A 14,534-nucleotide genomic window follows, 5' to 3' on the forward strand; every position below is an offset into this window, starting at 1 on the left:
AACCCATCAGAGCATTACCGTGGAGAACGCCTGCTGCTCGACCATTGCGGCAGATGCCCGCAGGCCGGCATCATCGACCACCGCTCCTGCGGCGTTTTCATGTAACGGCCTGCGGGTGAACCGTCTCGTAAAGTGTCGGGCACGTACCGAGAGCCCGTCCTTGGCATAGCTCGATCTGGCGATAAGCGGGTCGTACAGCCTGCCAATCTGACCAGAGGAATGCTTGAACACTCTCGAGACTCCATTGTTCAGATTCAGCACCACGCCATAGCTGTTGCCCAGGCACGACGAGTACGACCAGTAATCCCAGGTCGGCTGCAGGCCCTGTTCGCGCAACACGCGCCTGACCGGACCGCCGATGTCAGCGCCCGCCGACAGCCAGTCGCCACCTACCAGCGTGGCGCGAATGTTCTGCGGTGCGCCCCCCAGACGCTCCAGCACCTGCGTGACACTTCGCTCGATCAACGGGCGAATATTGTGATCAAAATGAATGACCGCCCCCACCCTTGTCGTCGGGTTATACAGCGAGGCGATGACGCAACTCTGCGCATTCAACGAAAACAGATAGTTATCTGGCGATCCGGGACGAAAATGCGCCACCACCGCTTCGCCCTGCAGCGCGCCGCGGTTCAGCACGGGCTCGACACCTCCAGGAAAAGCATCATTCAAATCGCTCACGCGCCCAAGGTTGCGCACGTTGCCACCTGTGAGCCCTACCCTGGCGTGTGTCCACTTGCCCCCCGGAGCAAGCCGAATCGGTTGCTGATAGATGGCGGTCGGGCGACGGGCATCGACCAGGCTCAGCCCACCAAAATGCGGATTTTCCCTGACCAGGAAATACTTGCCCTTGTTGCGAATGTAATAGGCCGGTTGCGGCTGCGCAGCGCTGGGCGGACTGCGCCATGTGCCGAAAAAGACGCCTTCTTCGGTCACCCTTTGCAAACGCTCGGGCGCCTTGCTGACGGCCTGCCTGGCATGGAAGCGTACTTCCCGGATCGCCGGCAGTGCTTCCCTGCGCAGCGGAGCCACGGTGTTCAGACGCTCTGACAACAACGAAACCGGCCGCATGGTGTGCTTCAGACTTCTGGCCGCACCGCCCAGCCACTTGATCGCACTGCCGGCGCCGACCATAGCGAACAACGCGCCCCACGACGCCTCCAGCCAGTGGCCGAGCGCGCCATCGACGTCACCCTCCAGATGCGCAGCGACCGCCTGACCGGCGCTGACGGCGATGAACACGACATCGAGCAGCAAGGCAAACGGAGGGAACACCATGCAAAACGGTGCAGCTGCAAACATCAGCCCCTTGACCACTTGGCGTTCGATCATTTGCGCGCGGCTGGTGGTGATGTCCTGCACATCCGTGACCGCGCGCTCGATGTACGCATTGAACTCGCTGCGCGCGTCAATGAGGCGCTGCGCTTCGTACAGCGTATCGACGCGTTGTTTTTTTGCTGCTATCGCATACAGGGTGCGCGACACGATGCTGCGCGCGGCAACCGGCGTACGCGCCATCAAGTAGTCATGCAAAGCGCCGGCGATGTCGCCGAACAGTGACTGATACGCACGCACCACAATGCCGTCGGGCGCATCAGGCGTGTACAGCCACCAGGACGGCTCGGGGTTGAACGAGGTCAGGACATAAACCCCGAGCACGACGTGATGTCGCACGGTGAACCTGAACACGCCGTCACTTTCAACCATGCTCGCGCCCGGAAAATGCGTATCCGGCGCTGGCACCTGGCTCAACAGAGAGACCTGACGGACCAGCGCTGAATACACCGCGTCGCTCAATCGCGCCTGACTTCTGGCCACGCGCAAATCCCGGTCCATCTTTGACAGCAGCACGTTGCGGTAGGCAAAACGACGCGGTTCGTAGGCAGCATCACGCGGGTCGAGATATTTGCCACGGATCTCGCTGGCGTATTTTTCACCCAGCCACGCCCGGCGCAGATACAGCGCCAGATCGGCGCTGCGCACCTGGCTCAGATCCTGGCCGACCGACGATCGCACGCCTTTTTTCGGATGTTCGATGCCGGAGTTGTCATCGTAGCCGTGAATGGCCAGGTCGAGCAGCGTGGCCACCTGCTGCTTCCTGCGGTCGGCGACGCCAGGGTTGTAATCGATCAACACGGTGGCCGGATCGACCGGTTCCAGCACGTTCTTGCTGCGCATATAGGGCGTGATCGCTGCGGCAACCGTGCGCCTGGCGAAATCGACAAAAACCTCGAAACCGCCCAGCAGCTCGTTGAACACCTGCTGATGAACGATCAGTTCCTGATTCAGACTGCTGATGCGCCGGCGAGCCTCGAGCCCGAGCGTCGTGTACCAGCGCAGCGAGTTGTCCTGCTCGACCCGCTGCAGGTTGTTTGCCAGGCCCATTTTTGCAGCGGCTTCGACGCATTCGGTGAACGGCAGGGGCGCTCGGCGAAGGTCACTCTGCATGCCCCAGAGAGCGGGGCTGGCCGCAGCGGCCAACAGATAATCCCGTGCAGGGTGATGTGCAGCCGGCGAAAGTTGCTGCAACAGATACTCGCGACCGGATTCGCTCTGTGTCCAGCTCCATACTTCGCCGGTCAACGCCGCGATCGAAGGTAACCGGACCCACTCCTGACCGTCCGGCTTGTTGGGCGCGTACAGCACCAGGTTATTCACCGCTTGCTCAGTCTCTGCCTGGTAGAACACCAGAAGATCGGCGCATTGCATGCCGTTGGGCAGTGTCAATGCGGCCACTTGCAACGGTTTCTTTGTGGTTTGCCCAGACCACATCTGCTCGAGACGCTCATGGTCGGAATCCGACAGATGAGCTGCGCAGCGCGCGACGAATGCGCTCTGCCGAAGCCGTGCGGCAAACCAGTCGACAAGTGCCTTTTGCACTTCCGTGCGCTGGTACTGCTCGGCGAGGGCTCGCAGGTAGTCCGCCGGATAATCCTGTTCCGCCAGCATGTCGGCAATGAATGTCGGCTTCATTGACTGGTTGCGCAATGGCGCAGGACTGCTGATCTCCAGTACCGCTGCGAAGTCCTGCCCGATCGGCCCGCATGCCAGCAGGTCACTGAGGCTGCGATTGTGGGTCGGCTCACCGACCGCCGAGCGCCATCTGAGCCGCACGTCGATCCGGTCCGGTTCAACCGTCATGTCGAGCTTGAGCTGAATGTATTCGATGGCCTGCTGGCGGGCAAAGCCGCGCAACGAGCCGTAGCCCAGCAGCAGGTCATCGAGTGCTGCCTGGGCCAGTGAGGTCTGCTCCTGATAATCACGCAACAAGGCGCGATCCGGCTCCTTCAGCGCCTTCATCCATGACGGCAGTTGCGCAAAGGAATGCGCCTCGAGAATCTTTTTCTCTGCACCGGTTGCCAGGGCGGTCAATCGGTACCGACGCGTGCTGCGGGCCTGCACCCGGTCGATTTTGCTGCGCAATTGATCCAGTGTCAGACCAGCCAGTTGGTCACGGCGCAACAGCAACTCGATGTCTTTGATATAGCGCCGCAGCTTGCGTTTGATCAGGCGATCGAACAACGCCTCCCGCCCTTTTGTCGCCCAATGTTCTCGCAGGTATTTCTTGTACTGGTCGAGGAAGTGCAACGAAACGCTATCCACCGTCCGGATCACATGCTCATGACGGCTGGACGGCAAACCGGGATCGGCGCCCCCAGGCCAGCGAAATGGAGCGTCCTGGAGCGCCAGGAACATGACTGGCCGGCCGTCGATAAGCTTTTGCAGAATGGCGTCAAGCAGGGCAACCACAAAGCCCGGGGCGAAATGACCGTCCGGGTAATGCCTGCGCAGTTCAGTCAATGCGAAATGCTCCAGCGCCTCGAGCAACGTCATCTGGCTGTTCAAGCGCTTGTCGATCATCACCTGCCAGCGCGTGATGCGCAGCAGGATCTCCTGCACCGACCCCGTAGACGCAGCGGCTATCGGTGGTTTTTCTTCTACAGTTCCTTGTTGATCCGCCATGTCGTCCAGCCTTTTGTTGCGTAGAGATGAGCGCTCACTCTATTTGCCGACAAAAGTGCTCAGGCCATACATATGTATATCGCGGGCTCGAATGTGTAACAGCCAAGCGGTGTGTCCACTTTGCCGGCGACCTGGCGTAAACTGCGCGCTTTTGCAGCTTCGGGCTGCCCCACAGATTTTCAAAGGTGCCCGCCATGCCTTGGCTGCAAGTCCGTCTCGCCATCACCCCGGAACAAGCCGAAACCTACGAGGACGCATTCCTCGAAGTCGGCGCCGTGTCGGTGACTTTCATGGACGCCGAAGACCAGCCGATCTTCGAACCGGAACTCAACACCACGCCGCTGTGGTCGCACACCCACTTGCTGGCGCTGTTCGAAGGCGGTACCGAACCGGAACCGGTGCTGGCCCATCTGGAATTGCTGACCGGCAGCCCGTTGCCCGAACATCACAGCGAAGTGATCGAAGACCAGGACTGGGAACGCAGCTGGATGGACGGTTTCGAGCCGATGCGTTTCGGCCAGCGCCTGTGGATCGTGCCGAGCTGGCACGCCGCACCCGAGCCTGACGCAGTCAATCTGCTGCTGGACCCGGGCCTGGCGTTCGGCACCGGCACCCACCCGACCACCGCACTGTGCCTGGAATGGCTCGACGGTCAAGATCTGAAAGACTGCCACGTGCTGGATTTCGGCTGTGGCTCGGGGATTCTGGCGATTGCCGCCCTGCTGCTCGGCGCCAAGGAAGCCGTGGGCACCGACATCGACGTGCAAGCGCTGGAAGCCTCGCGCGACAACGCCGGGCGCAACAACATTGCCGATGAGCTGTTCCCGCTGTACCTGCCCGAGGATCTGCCGCCGGTTCCGGCCGACGTGCTGGTGGCCAATATTCTCGCCGGCCCGCTGGTGTCGCTGGCACCGCAGCTGTCCAGCCTGGTCAAGAGCGGTGGGCGCCTGGCGCTGTCGGGCATTCTCGCCGAGCAGGGCGAAGAAGTAGCGGCAGCTTATGCGCAGGACTTCGAGCTCGACCCGATCGCCAATCGCGACGGCTGGGTGCGCATCACCGGGCGTCGGCGCTAAAATGACCGCTTGCCTGAACCGGATCGCCGCATGACCGACAGTTTCGTCACCCAATGCCCGCATTGCCAGACCAGTTTCCGCGTCAACCATGCTCAGTTGAGCGTGGCGCGCGGCGTGGTTCGTTGCGGCTCCTGCCTGCAAGTGTTCAATGCCGCCAAGCAGCTGCTCGAGCAACATTCTGGCAAGGACACGGTGACGCCGCTCGCACCAGCGCTGCCTGAAACGCCCGCGCCTGTCAGCGATTCTGCGGTCGTCGAACAGATCCCCGCGCCGCGCGCCATCAGCCAGAAGCAATGGAGCGCGTCGGAACTGGATCTGGACAGCCTCGATCTGGACGAAGAACTCGCCCGCCTCGAACAGCGCGAAATCCAGCCGGCCGCCGAATTCGGCCGTACCCGCGAAGAATCCTTGAGCGCCCGGCGCGACAGCCAGGAACCGGACGAAGGCACATGGCCCGACAGCCTGTTCAGCGAGCCTGCCGATGAGCGCAGCGCAGCGCCGGATGTCGAACCAGATATCGAGCCGGATATCGACGGCGTCGAAACCCTCGAACCCGAGCGCACCGAACCCTCGTTATCACTGGAACCGGTGGATCTGGATGACGAGCCGCCGATCCCGCAACTGCGCCTGCACGATCCGATTGACCCGACCGCCCGCCGCGAACGCTTCTCGGCCAGCGACGACAGCGATGACGACGATCTGCCATTGATCACCTCGCCGCGCAAAAAACGCGAACGGGCCGAGCCCGGCGTGCGCGCCGAGGTCCTGCAGGATCTGACCGACGACCCGCTGCAACTGGACTGGCAGCAACGCCGCTCGCCCTGGGGCCGGCGCCTGCTCTGGCTGGTGCTGGTGGTATTGGCCGCCGCCGGCCTTGCCGCTCAGTACGTTGCCTATCACTTCGAGGAACTGGCGCGGCAGGATCAATACCGACCGTGGTTCCAGCAGATCTGCCCGCAGATCGGCTGCACCGTGCCGTCCAAGGTCGATATCGGCAAAATCAAGAGCAGCAACCTGGTGGTGCGCAGCCATCCCGAGTTCAGCGGGGCACTGGTGGTCGATGCGATCATTTACAACCGAGCGACGTTTTCCCAGCCGTTCCCCTTGCTCGAACTGCGCTTCGCCGACCTCAACGGTCATTTGATCGCCAGTCGTCGCTTCAAAGCCGGCGAGTACCTGAGCGGCGATCTCGAGGGCCTCGCGGAAATGCCGCCGCAGACGCCGATCCACATCGCCCTGGATATTCTCGATCCGGGGCCGAAAGCGGTGAATTACAGCCTGAACTTCCACTCACCGGAATGAACCGCTTCAGCGTTTCCCGATTGACGGCATTTTTCTGACTGATCGCAGCCGACCAAACCGTTGGCGATAACAGAATAACTGTTCAGATTTTGTTCAATTCAGCCTTTAACCAGTCATCGAGAGCGGGTATCATGCCCACCCTTTTTCGAACTCTCATGATCCGGCCCCACTTCAGGGAAGTCCTATGTCGGCGGTACGCATCGGCCCATATACATTGCAGAACGGTTTGATTCTCGCCCCGATGGCGGGCGTCACCGACCAGCCCTTTCGTCAGCTGTGCAAGCGTCTGGGCGCAGGGCTTGTAGTCTCGGAAATGGTCACCAGCGACATGAGCCTGTGGAATACCCGCAAGTCGCGCATGCGCATGATCCACGAAGGCGATCCCGAGCCGCGCTCGGTGCAGATCGCCGGTGGCGACGCGCAGATGCTGGCCGATGCGGCACGGGCCAACGTCGAGTTGGGCGCACAGATTATCGATATCAACATGGGTTGCCCGGCAAAGAAGGTCTGCAACAAGGCCGCCGGCTCCGCGTTGCTGAAAGACGAAGCACTGGTGACCGAGATCCTGCAGGCCGTAGTGGCCGCGGTTGATGTGCCGGTCACCCTGAAGATCCGCACCGGCTGGGATCGCGAGAACAAGAACGGTCTGAACGTGGCGAAGATCGCCGAACAGGCCGGGATCACAGCGCTGGCCGTACATGGCCGTACGCGCGCCGATCTGTACACAGGGGAAGCCGAGTACGACACGATTGCCGCGATCAAGCAGGCGGTGTCGATCCCGGTGTTTGCCAATGGCGATATCGATTCGCCGGAAAAGGCCCGATACGTGCTTGATGCGACCGGTGCCGATGGCCTGCTGATAGGCCGGGCCGCTCAAGGGCGGCCATGGATTTTTCGCGAGATCGATCACTTCCTGCGCACCGGCGAGAAATTGCCCGCGCCGGAACTGAGCGAAGTGGAACGCATCCTGCTGGAGCATCTGGCTGCCCTTCACGCCTTCTATGGCGACGTGATGGGCGTGCGCATTGCCCGCAAGCATGTGGGCTGGTATCTCGCAACCTTGCCGGGCGCCAGGGAGTTTCGCGCCCGTTTCAATCGTTTGGATGGTACGGAAACACAATGCGCCGACGTTCGGGAGTTCTTCGCCGAGCGTTACAAGAGCCTGACAGGGGACGAAGAAGGGGTGGCCGCATGACGATGATGACCGAGACTTTAGTGAGTGGAACAACACCCGTGAGCGACAACGTGAATTTGAAACAGCACCTCAACACGCCGAGCGAAGAAGGCCAGACCCTTCGCGGGAGTGTCGAGAAGGCGCTGCACAATTATTTCGCCCACCTTGAGGGCGCGTCCGTCACGGATGTGTACAACCTGGTGCTGTCCGAAGTCGAGGCGCCCCTGCTCGAAAGCGTGATGAACTACGTCAAGGGCAACCAGACCAAGGCCAGTGAGCTGCTGGGACTGAACCGCGGCACGCTGCGCAAGAAACTCAAGCAGTACGATCTGCTGTAAGCATTCAATCAAACCAGAAAGGCGCCCGCGTAAAAAACGGTCGCCTTTTTTGCTGACTTCCTTTGCTTTTGATGGAAATTGAGATGACCGACCAGACTACCCGCCTGCCGATCCGCCGCGCCTTGATCAGCGTTTCCGACAAGACCGGGATCCTCGAATTCGCCAAGGAGCTCGAAGCTCTGGGCGTCGAGATCCTCTCCACCGGCGGAACGTTCAAGCTGCTGCGTGACAACGGCGTTGCCGCAGTGGAAGTCGCGGATTACACCGGTTTCGCCGAGATGATGGACGGTCGGGTGAAAACCCTGCACCCGAAAATCCACGGCGGCATCCTCGGTCGTCGCGGTATCGACGACGTGATCATGAACGAGCACGGCATCAAGCCGATCGATCTGGTAGCGGTCAACCTGTACCCGTTCGAAGCAACCATCAACAAGCCAGGCTGCGACCTGCCGACCGCCATCGAGAACATCGATATCGGCGGGCCGACCATGGTCCGTTCGGCAGCGAAAAACCACAAAGACGTGGCCATCGTGGTGAATGCCAGCGATTACGCCAACGTCCTGGAAAACCTCAAGGCCGGCGGCCTGACCTACGCTCAGCGTTTTGACCTGATGCTCAAGGCCTTCGAACACACCGCCGCCTACGACGGCATGATCGCCAACTACATGGGCACCGTGAACCAGGCCGCTGAAACCTTGAGCACTGAAGGTCGCAGCGAATTCCCGCGCACCTTCAACAGCCAGTTCATCAAGGCTCAGGAAATGCGCTACGGCGAGAACCCGCACCAGAGCGCGGCGTTCTACGTGGAAGCCAGGCCGGCCGAAGTCGGCATCGCCACCGCGACCCAGCTGCAAGGCAAAGAACTGTCCTACAACAACGTCGCCGACACCGACGCGGCGCTGGAATGCGTGAAGAGCTTCGTCAAGCCAGCCTGCGTGATCGTCAAGCACGCCAACCCGTGCGGCGTGGCGGTCAGCCCGGACGCTGAAGGCGGCATCCGTCAGGCTTACGAACTGGCCTACGCCACCGACACCGAGTCGGCGTTCGGCGGCATCATCGCCTTCAACCGTGAACTGGATGCCGAGACCGCCAAAGCGATCGTCGAGCGCCAGTTCGTTGAAGTGATCATTGCCCCATCGGTCAGCGAAGAAGCTCGTGCCATTGTTGCCGCGAAAGCCAACGTACGCCTGCTGGCCTGCGGCGAATGGTCGGCTGAGCGCGCCGCTGCCTGGGATTACAAGCGCGTCAACGGTGGCCTGCTGGTGCAGAGCCGCGATATCGGCATGATCAGCGCCGATGACCTGAAAGTGGTGACCAAACGCGCGCCGACCGAACAGGAAATCCACGACCTGATCTTCGCCTGGAAAGTCGCCAAGTACGTCAAATCCAACGCCATCGTCTACGCCAAGAATCGCCAGACCATCGGTGTCGGCGCCGGCCAGATGAGCCGCGTCAACTCGGCCCGCATCGCCGCGATCAAGGCTGAGCACGCCGGTTTGCAGGTCGCCGGTTCGGTCATGGCGTCCGATGCATTCTTCCCGTTCCGCGACGGCCTCGACAACGCGGCCAAGGTTGGCATCACTGCGGTGATCCAGCCGGGCGGTTCGATGCGTGACAACGAAGTGATTGCTGCTGCTGATGAAGCCGGCATCGCAATGGTATTCACCGGCATGCGCCACTTCCGTCACTGATTATTTTGCTTGATCGTACCCACGCTCTGCGTGGGCACGCAGCCCGGGACGCTCCGCGTCCCTCGGACGCGGAGCGTCCGTAGAGGCATTCCCACGCGGAGCGTGGGAACGATCAGCCCCCACAGAATTAGCGTCATCCGAGGTTTTTGAAATGAATGTTTTGATCATTGGCAGCGGTGGCCGTGAACACGCTCTGGCCTGGAAAGTGGCTCAGGATCCGCGTGTGCAGAAGGTTTTCGTTGCACCGGGCAACGCTGGCACTGCCATTGAAGCCAAGTGCGAGAACGTTGCCATCGACGTGTTGGCGCTGGAGCAACTGGCCGACTTCGCTGAAAAGAACGTTTCCCTGACCATCGTCGGCCCGGAAGTGCCGCTGGTGGCTGGCGTCGTCGATCTGTTCCGCTCCCGTGGCCTGGACTGCTTCGGTCCGACCGCCGGTGCTGCGCAACTGGAAGGCTCGAAAGCCTTCACCAAGGATTTCCTCGCGCGCCACAAGATCCCGACCGCCGATTACCAGAACTTCACCGAGATCGAGCCGGCCCTGGCTTATCTGCGTGAGAAAGGCGCGCCGATCGTGATCAAGGCCGATGGCCTGGCTGCTGGCAAAGGCGTAATCGTCGCCATGACCCTGGCCGAAGCCGAAGACGCCGTGCGTGACATGCTCGCGGGGAACTCGTTTGGCGACGCCGGTTCACGTGTGGTGATCGAAGAATTCCTCGACGGCGAAGAAGCTTCGTTTATCGTCATGGTCGACGGCAAGAACGTGCTGCCGATGGCCACCAGCCAGGACCACAAACGCGTCGGCGACGGCGACAGCGGCCCGAACACCGGTGGCATGGGTGCCTACTCCCCTGCCCCGGTGGTCACCGCCGACGTGCATCAGCGCGTGATGGATCAGGTGATCTGGCCGACCGTGCGCGGCATGGCCGACGAAGGTAACGTCTACACTGGTTTCCTCTATGCCGGTCTGATGATCGACAAGGCCGGTAACCCGAAAGTCATCGAGTTCAACTGCCGCTTCGGCGATCCGGAAACCCAACCGGTGATGCTGCGTCTGCAATCGAGCCTGGTGTTGCTGGTTGAAGCCGCATTGGCGCAAGCGCTGGACAAGATCGAAGCACAGTGGGATCCGCGTCCGAGCGTTGGCATCGTTCTGGCTGCTGGCGGCTACCCGGGCGACTACGCCAAAGGCGCAGCGATCAACGGTCTGGACGCGGCGGCAGCTCTGGAAGGCAAAGTCTTCCACGCCGGCACCGCGCTGAAAGACGGACAGGTCGTAACTGCCGGTGGTCGTGTACTGTGTGCCACTGCCATGGGCGCCACCGTCGGCGAAGCTCAGCAGCAGGCCTACAAACTGGCCGCTGCCATCGACTGGGAAGGCTGCTTCTACCGCAAGGACATCGGCTACCGCGCCATTGCCCGTGAACGCGGCGAAACCCAGGAGTAAGCGATCCATCAGGCCCGGCGCGGGATGCCATTCCTCGCCGGGCTGTTCGGTCGTCGCGCATCGTTATATTCTGGCATCAACCTACGAAGGGATTTCGCCGTGCGCTGGCTCAGGATTGCCATAAGCTTCACCGTCACGCTGATGACCTTGCTCTGCATGCTCCCGGCCCAGGCCGCGCAAGGCAGTGGCTGGTCGGTATTGCTTGACGATCAGGGCATCCTGCAACTGAGCGACATCCGCTCCGCTCGCTACACCAATCAATTCAGCCCCATCGAGCTTGACCGCCTGACCGCGGCCGAACCCGACGGCGCCCTGTGGCTGCGCTTCAAACTGGCGCCGGGCAAGCACGAACAAGTGCTGCGCATCTTTGCCCCCGACCTGTCCCAACTCAATCTCTACGTGCTCGACGGCGACCGGCTGATCGAGCAACGCAATACCGGCAACGAACGACCGCAGGCCGAACATCCGTTGCCGAGCAGCGATTTCATGCTGCCGCTGCCCCAGGCTGACAAGCCGCTGGACGTCTACGTACGCATGGTTTCCGGCCATCAGCTGCGCCCGCACATCACCCTGCAAGCGGCAATCGAAGGCGCCGCCGATCAGAAGCAGACGCTGATTTTCGGCCTGCTGTTCGGCTGCCTCGCCATGCTCCTGCTGCACAACCTGGTGCGCTACGCCTACTCGCGCTCGCGCAGCAGTCTGTGGCTGGCGATCTGTGAGGGCCTGCTGGGGCTGAGTCTGTTCCTGTTGCTCAACCTCGCCGGTCCGTGGCTGCCGAACTGGCAAGCCATTCAGACGCCGGGCGCTTATCTGGCATTGCTGCTGACGGCTCCAGCCGGGTTGATGTTCGCCCTGCGCTTCTTTGCGCCACTGGGCCAGCACGCGCTGAACAAACTGCTGTGGGGCGACATTCTGTTGATCGTCACGTGCAGCCTGTTGCTGCTGTTCGTCAACACCTTGCCGCTGAACATCATCACCTACGCACTGGTCGCACTGGCCGGCCTGAGCATGTTGCTGGTGGGCTTCTATCACTGGCAAAAAGGCTATCGCCCGGCGCGTCTGTTCGTCGCCGCCATGGTCGTGTTCAACATCGGCACGCTGGTTATCCTGCCGGCGCTGCTGGGGCTGACACTGGTCACGCCGCAAGGCCTGATCATGACGCTGATGGTGTTCATCTGCATCAGTGGCCTGCTGATGAGCATTGCCTTGGGCGAGCGACAGCGCAGCATCACCGAAAGCCGTTTCAGCATCAGCCGCGACCTCGCGGCAAGCAACGCCGAAATCAACGCCAAAGCCGAATTCCTCGCCAAGATCAGCCACGAAATCCGCACACCGATGAACGGTGTACTGGGCATGACCGAGCTGCTGCTGGGCACGCCGCTGTCGGTCAAGCAACGCGATTATGTGCAGACCATCCACAGCGCCGGCAACGAACTGCTGACGCTGATCAACGAGATCCTCGACATCTCCAAGCTCGAATCCGGGCAGATCGAACTCGATGACGTGCAGTTCGACCTCAACGCCCTGATCGATGATTGTCTGAGCATCTACCGGGCCAAGGCCGAGCAACAGAACGTCGAGCTGATCAGTTTCATCCAGCCGCAAGTGCCACGGGTGATCAGCGGCGATCCGACGCGCCTGCGCCAGACCTTGCTGAGCCTGCTGGAAAACGCCCTGAAGAAAACCGAAGAAGGCGAAGTGCTGATCGTCGTTGCACTGGACGAGCGCAGCAGCAAACCGCGCCTGCGCATTGCCGTGCAGGACAGCGGCGTGCCGATGGAGCCGGAAGAGCGCGAGGCGCTTCTGCACGCCGAATTGCACAGCAAGCACTTCCTCTCGGCCAATCGCCTGGGCGGCAATCTCGGCCTGGTGATTGCGCGCCAACTGATTCGTCTGATGCAAGGCGAGTTCGGCATCAAGAGCGGCGCCACTCAGGGCAGCACTTTGTGGCTGACCTTGCCGCTGGACCCGGATCGCCTCGAACATCCGACCTCCGATCTGGACAGTCCGCTGCAAGGCGCACGGGTACTGGTAGTCGACGATAACGACACCTGTCGCAAAGTGCTGGTACAGCAATGCAGCGCCTGGGGCCTGAATGTCAGCGCCGTGCCGTCGGGCAAGGAAGCGCTGGCGCTGCTGCGCACCAAGGCGCACCTGCGCGATTACTTCGACGTGGTTCTGCTCGACCAGAACATGCCCGGCATGACCGGCATGCAACTGGCCGCGAAGATCAAGGAAGACCCGAGCTTGAACCACGACATTCTGCTGATCATGCTCACCGGCATCAGCAACGCGCCGAGCAAGATCATTGCGCGCAATTCCGGGATCAAACGGATTCTGGCCAAACCGGTGGCCGGTTATACGCTCAAGACCACGCTGGCGGACGAACTCAATCAGCGCAACAAGGGCCAGGTGGTGTTCCAGCCGCAGGTCGTTACGGCGGCCACAGCGGCCAAGGTGCCGAGCGACTTCCGCATCCTCGTCGCCGAAGACAACACCATTTCGACCAAAGTGATTCGCGGCATGCTCGGCAAGCTCAATCTGCAACCGGACACCGCGAGCAATGGCGAAGAAGCGCTGCAAGCGATGAAGGCCCAGCGTTACGACCTGGTGCTGATGGACTGCGAAATGCCGATCCTCGATGGCTTCTCCGCGACGCAGCAACTGCGCGCCTGGGAAGTCAGCAATCAGCGCATCCGCACACCGATCGTCGCCCTCACCGCGCACATTCTCGCCGAACATAAAGAACGCGCCCGCCAGGCCGGCATGGACGGGCACATGTCCAAACCGGTGGAGCTGTCGCAACTGCGTGAACTGATCGAGCATTGGGTCGCCGAACGCGATCAGCAGAACCGGGCCACGACCCAGCCGTCGTAAACCGACAGATTGTCCGGTGCCTGATAGACTCCCCCCGACTCCATCGCCAGTGAGCTTGCATCATGCTCCATGTGTTGTTCAGCGTTTATCTGAAGATGCTGGTGCTCTACAGCCCGTTCTTCGTGTTGTCCTGCTTTATCAGCCTGACCCGTGGCTATTCGCGCAAGGAACAGCGGCGTCTGGCGTGGAAGGTCGCCCTCGCCACACTGATTTCCAGTGTTCTGCTGTATTTGTTTGGGCGGGTGATTTTCGATGTCTTCGGCATCACCGTGGACGCCTTCCGCATCGGTGCCGGCAGCGTGTTGTTCATTTCCGCGCTGGGCATGGCTCAGGGCAAACCGGCGGTGCAGGCCGATAACGTGCAGCAGGATGTGACCATCGTGCCGCTGACCATTCCGCTGACGGTCGGCCCCGGCACCATCGGCGCCTTGCTGGTAATGGGCGTCAGCCAGCCGCACTGGGACGACAAGCTCACCGCAATCATGAGTATTGCGCTCGCCAGTTTCACTGTCGGTGTGGTGCTGTACCTGTCCAATCGCATCGAGCGGATTCTCGGCGATCAGGGCTTGCAGATTGTCAGCCGCTTGATGGGATTGTTCGTTTGCGCGCTGGCAGCGCAAATCATCTTTACCGGTGTGAAGGGTTATCTGGTGCCTTGAGCATTGTCGCAGT

General features: G+C 61.4%; 9 protein-coding genes. 8 read left to right on the forward strand and 1 reads right to left on the reverse strand.

What is annotated here, in order from left to right; all coding sequences use genetic code 11:
- Nucleotides 1–6 precede the first annotated feature (6 nt).
- Nucleotides 7–3,960 (reverse strand): type III effector 1, encoded by a 3,954-nt coding sequence (locus tag D8U82_RS20270; protein WP_130902839.1) that lies wholly within the window; start codon nucleotides 3,958–3,960, stop codon nucleotides 7–9.
- A gap of 194 nt (nucleotides 3,961–4,154) precedes the next feature.
- Here D8U82_RS20270 and prmA point away from each other — a divergent pair, with 194 nt between their 5' ends.
- The 8 genes from prmA to D8U82_RS20310 all read left to right on the forward strand — a co-directional run bounded on the left by prmA (nucleotide 4,155) and on the right by D8U82_RS20310 (nucleotide 14,521).
- Nucleotides 4,155–5,033: a 50S ribosomal protein L11 methyltransferase gene (gene prmA, locus D8U82_RS20275; RefSeq protein ID WP_122751734.1), complete on the forward strand. Its 879-nt coding sequence runs from the start codon at nucleotides 4,155–4,157 to the stop codon at nucleotides 5,031–5,033.
- Nucleotides 5,034–5,063: 30 nt separating this feature from the next.
- Complete coding sequence (locus tag D8U82_RS20280; RefSeq protein ID WP_130902840.1) at nucleotides 5,064–6,335, forward strand: DUF3426 domain-containing protein; 1,272 nt, start codon at nucleotides 5,064–5,066, stop codon at nucleotides 6,333–6,335.
- 184 nt (nucleotides 6,336–6,519) lie between these two features.
- Nucleotides 6,520–7,530 (forward strand): tRNA dihydrouridine synthase DusB, encoded by a 1,011-nt coding sequence (dusB, locus tag D8U82_RS20285; protein WP_016771866.1) that lies wholly within the window; start codon nucleotides 6,520–6,522, stop codon nucleotides 7,528–7,530.
- Complete coding sequence (gene fis, locus D8U82_RS20290; protein ID WP_002555375.1) at nucleotides 7,527–7,847, forward strand: DNA-binding transcriptional regulator Fis; 321 nt, start codon at nucleotides 7,527–7,529, stop codon at nucleotides 7,845–7,847. Before dusB ends, fis begins: the two co-directional genes overlap by 4 nt.
- 83 nt (nucleotides 7,848–7,930) lie before the next feature.
- Entirely contained in the window at nucleotides 7,931–9,538 is a 1,608-nt protein-coding gene (purH, locus tag D8U82_RS20295) for a bifunctional phosphoribosylaminoimidazolecarboxamide formyltransferase/IMP cyclohydrolase (protein ID WP_130902841.1), read from the forward strand.
- 151 nt (nucleotides 9,539–9,689) lie between these two features.
- Nucleotides 9,690–10,985: a phosphoribosylamine--glycine ligase gene (gene purD / locus D8U82_RS20300; protein ID WP_073471778.1), complete on the forward strand. Its 1,296-nt coding sequence runs from the start codon at nucleotides 9,690–9,692 to the stop codon at nucleotides 10,983–10,985.
- Between the two features lie 99 nt (nucleotides 10,986–11,084).
- A complete protein-coding gene (locus D8U82_RS20305; RefSeq protein ID WP_038861141.1) occupies nucleotides 11,085–13,862 on the forward strand; it encodes a hybrid sensor histidine kinase/response regulator in 2,778 nt (925 codons plus the stop codon).
- 62 nt (nucleotides 13,863–13,924) lie between these two features.
- Nucleotides 13,925–14,521 (forward strand): MarC family protein, encoded by a 597-nt coding sequence (locus tag D8U82_RS20310; RefSeq protein WP_016771870.1) that lies wholly within the window; start codon nucleotides 13,925–13,927, stop codon nucleotides 14,519–14,521.
- Nucleotides 14,522–14,534 lie beyond the last annotated feature (13 nt).

Source organism: Pseudomonas sp. Sample_23 (assembly GCF_004307595.1).
Lineage (GTDB): Bacteria > Pseudomonadota > Gammaproteobacteria > Pseudomonadales > Pseudomonadaceae > Aquipseudomonas > Aquipseudomonas atacamensis.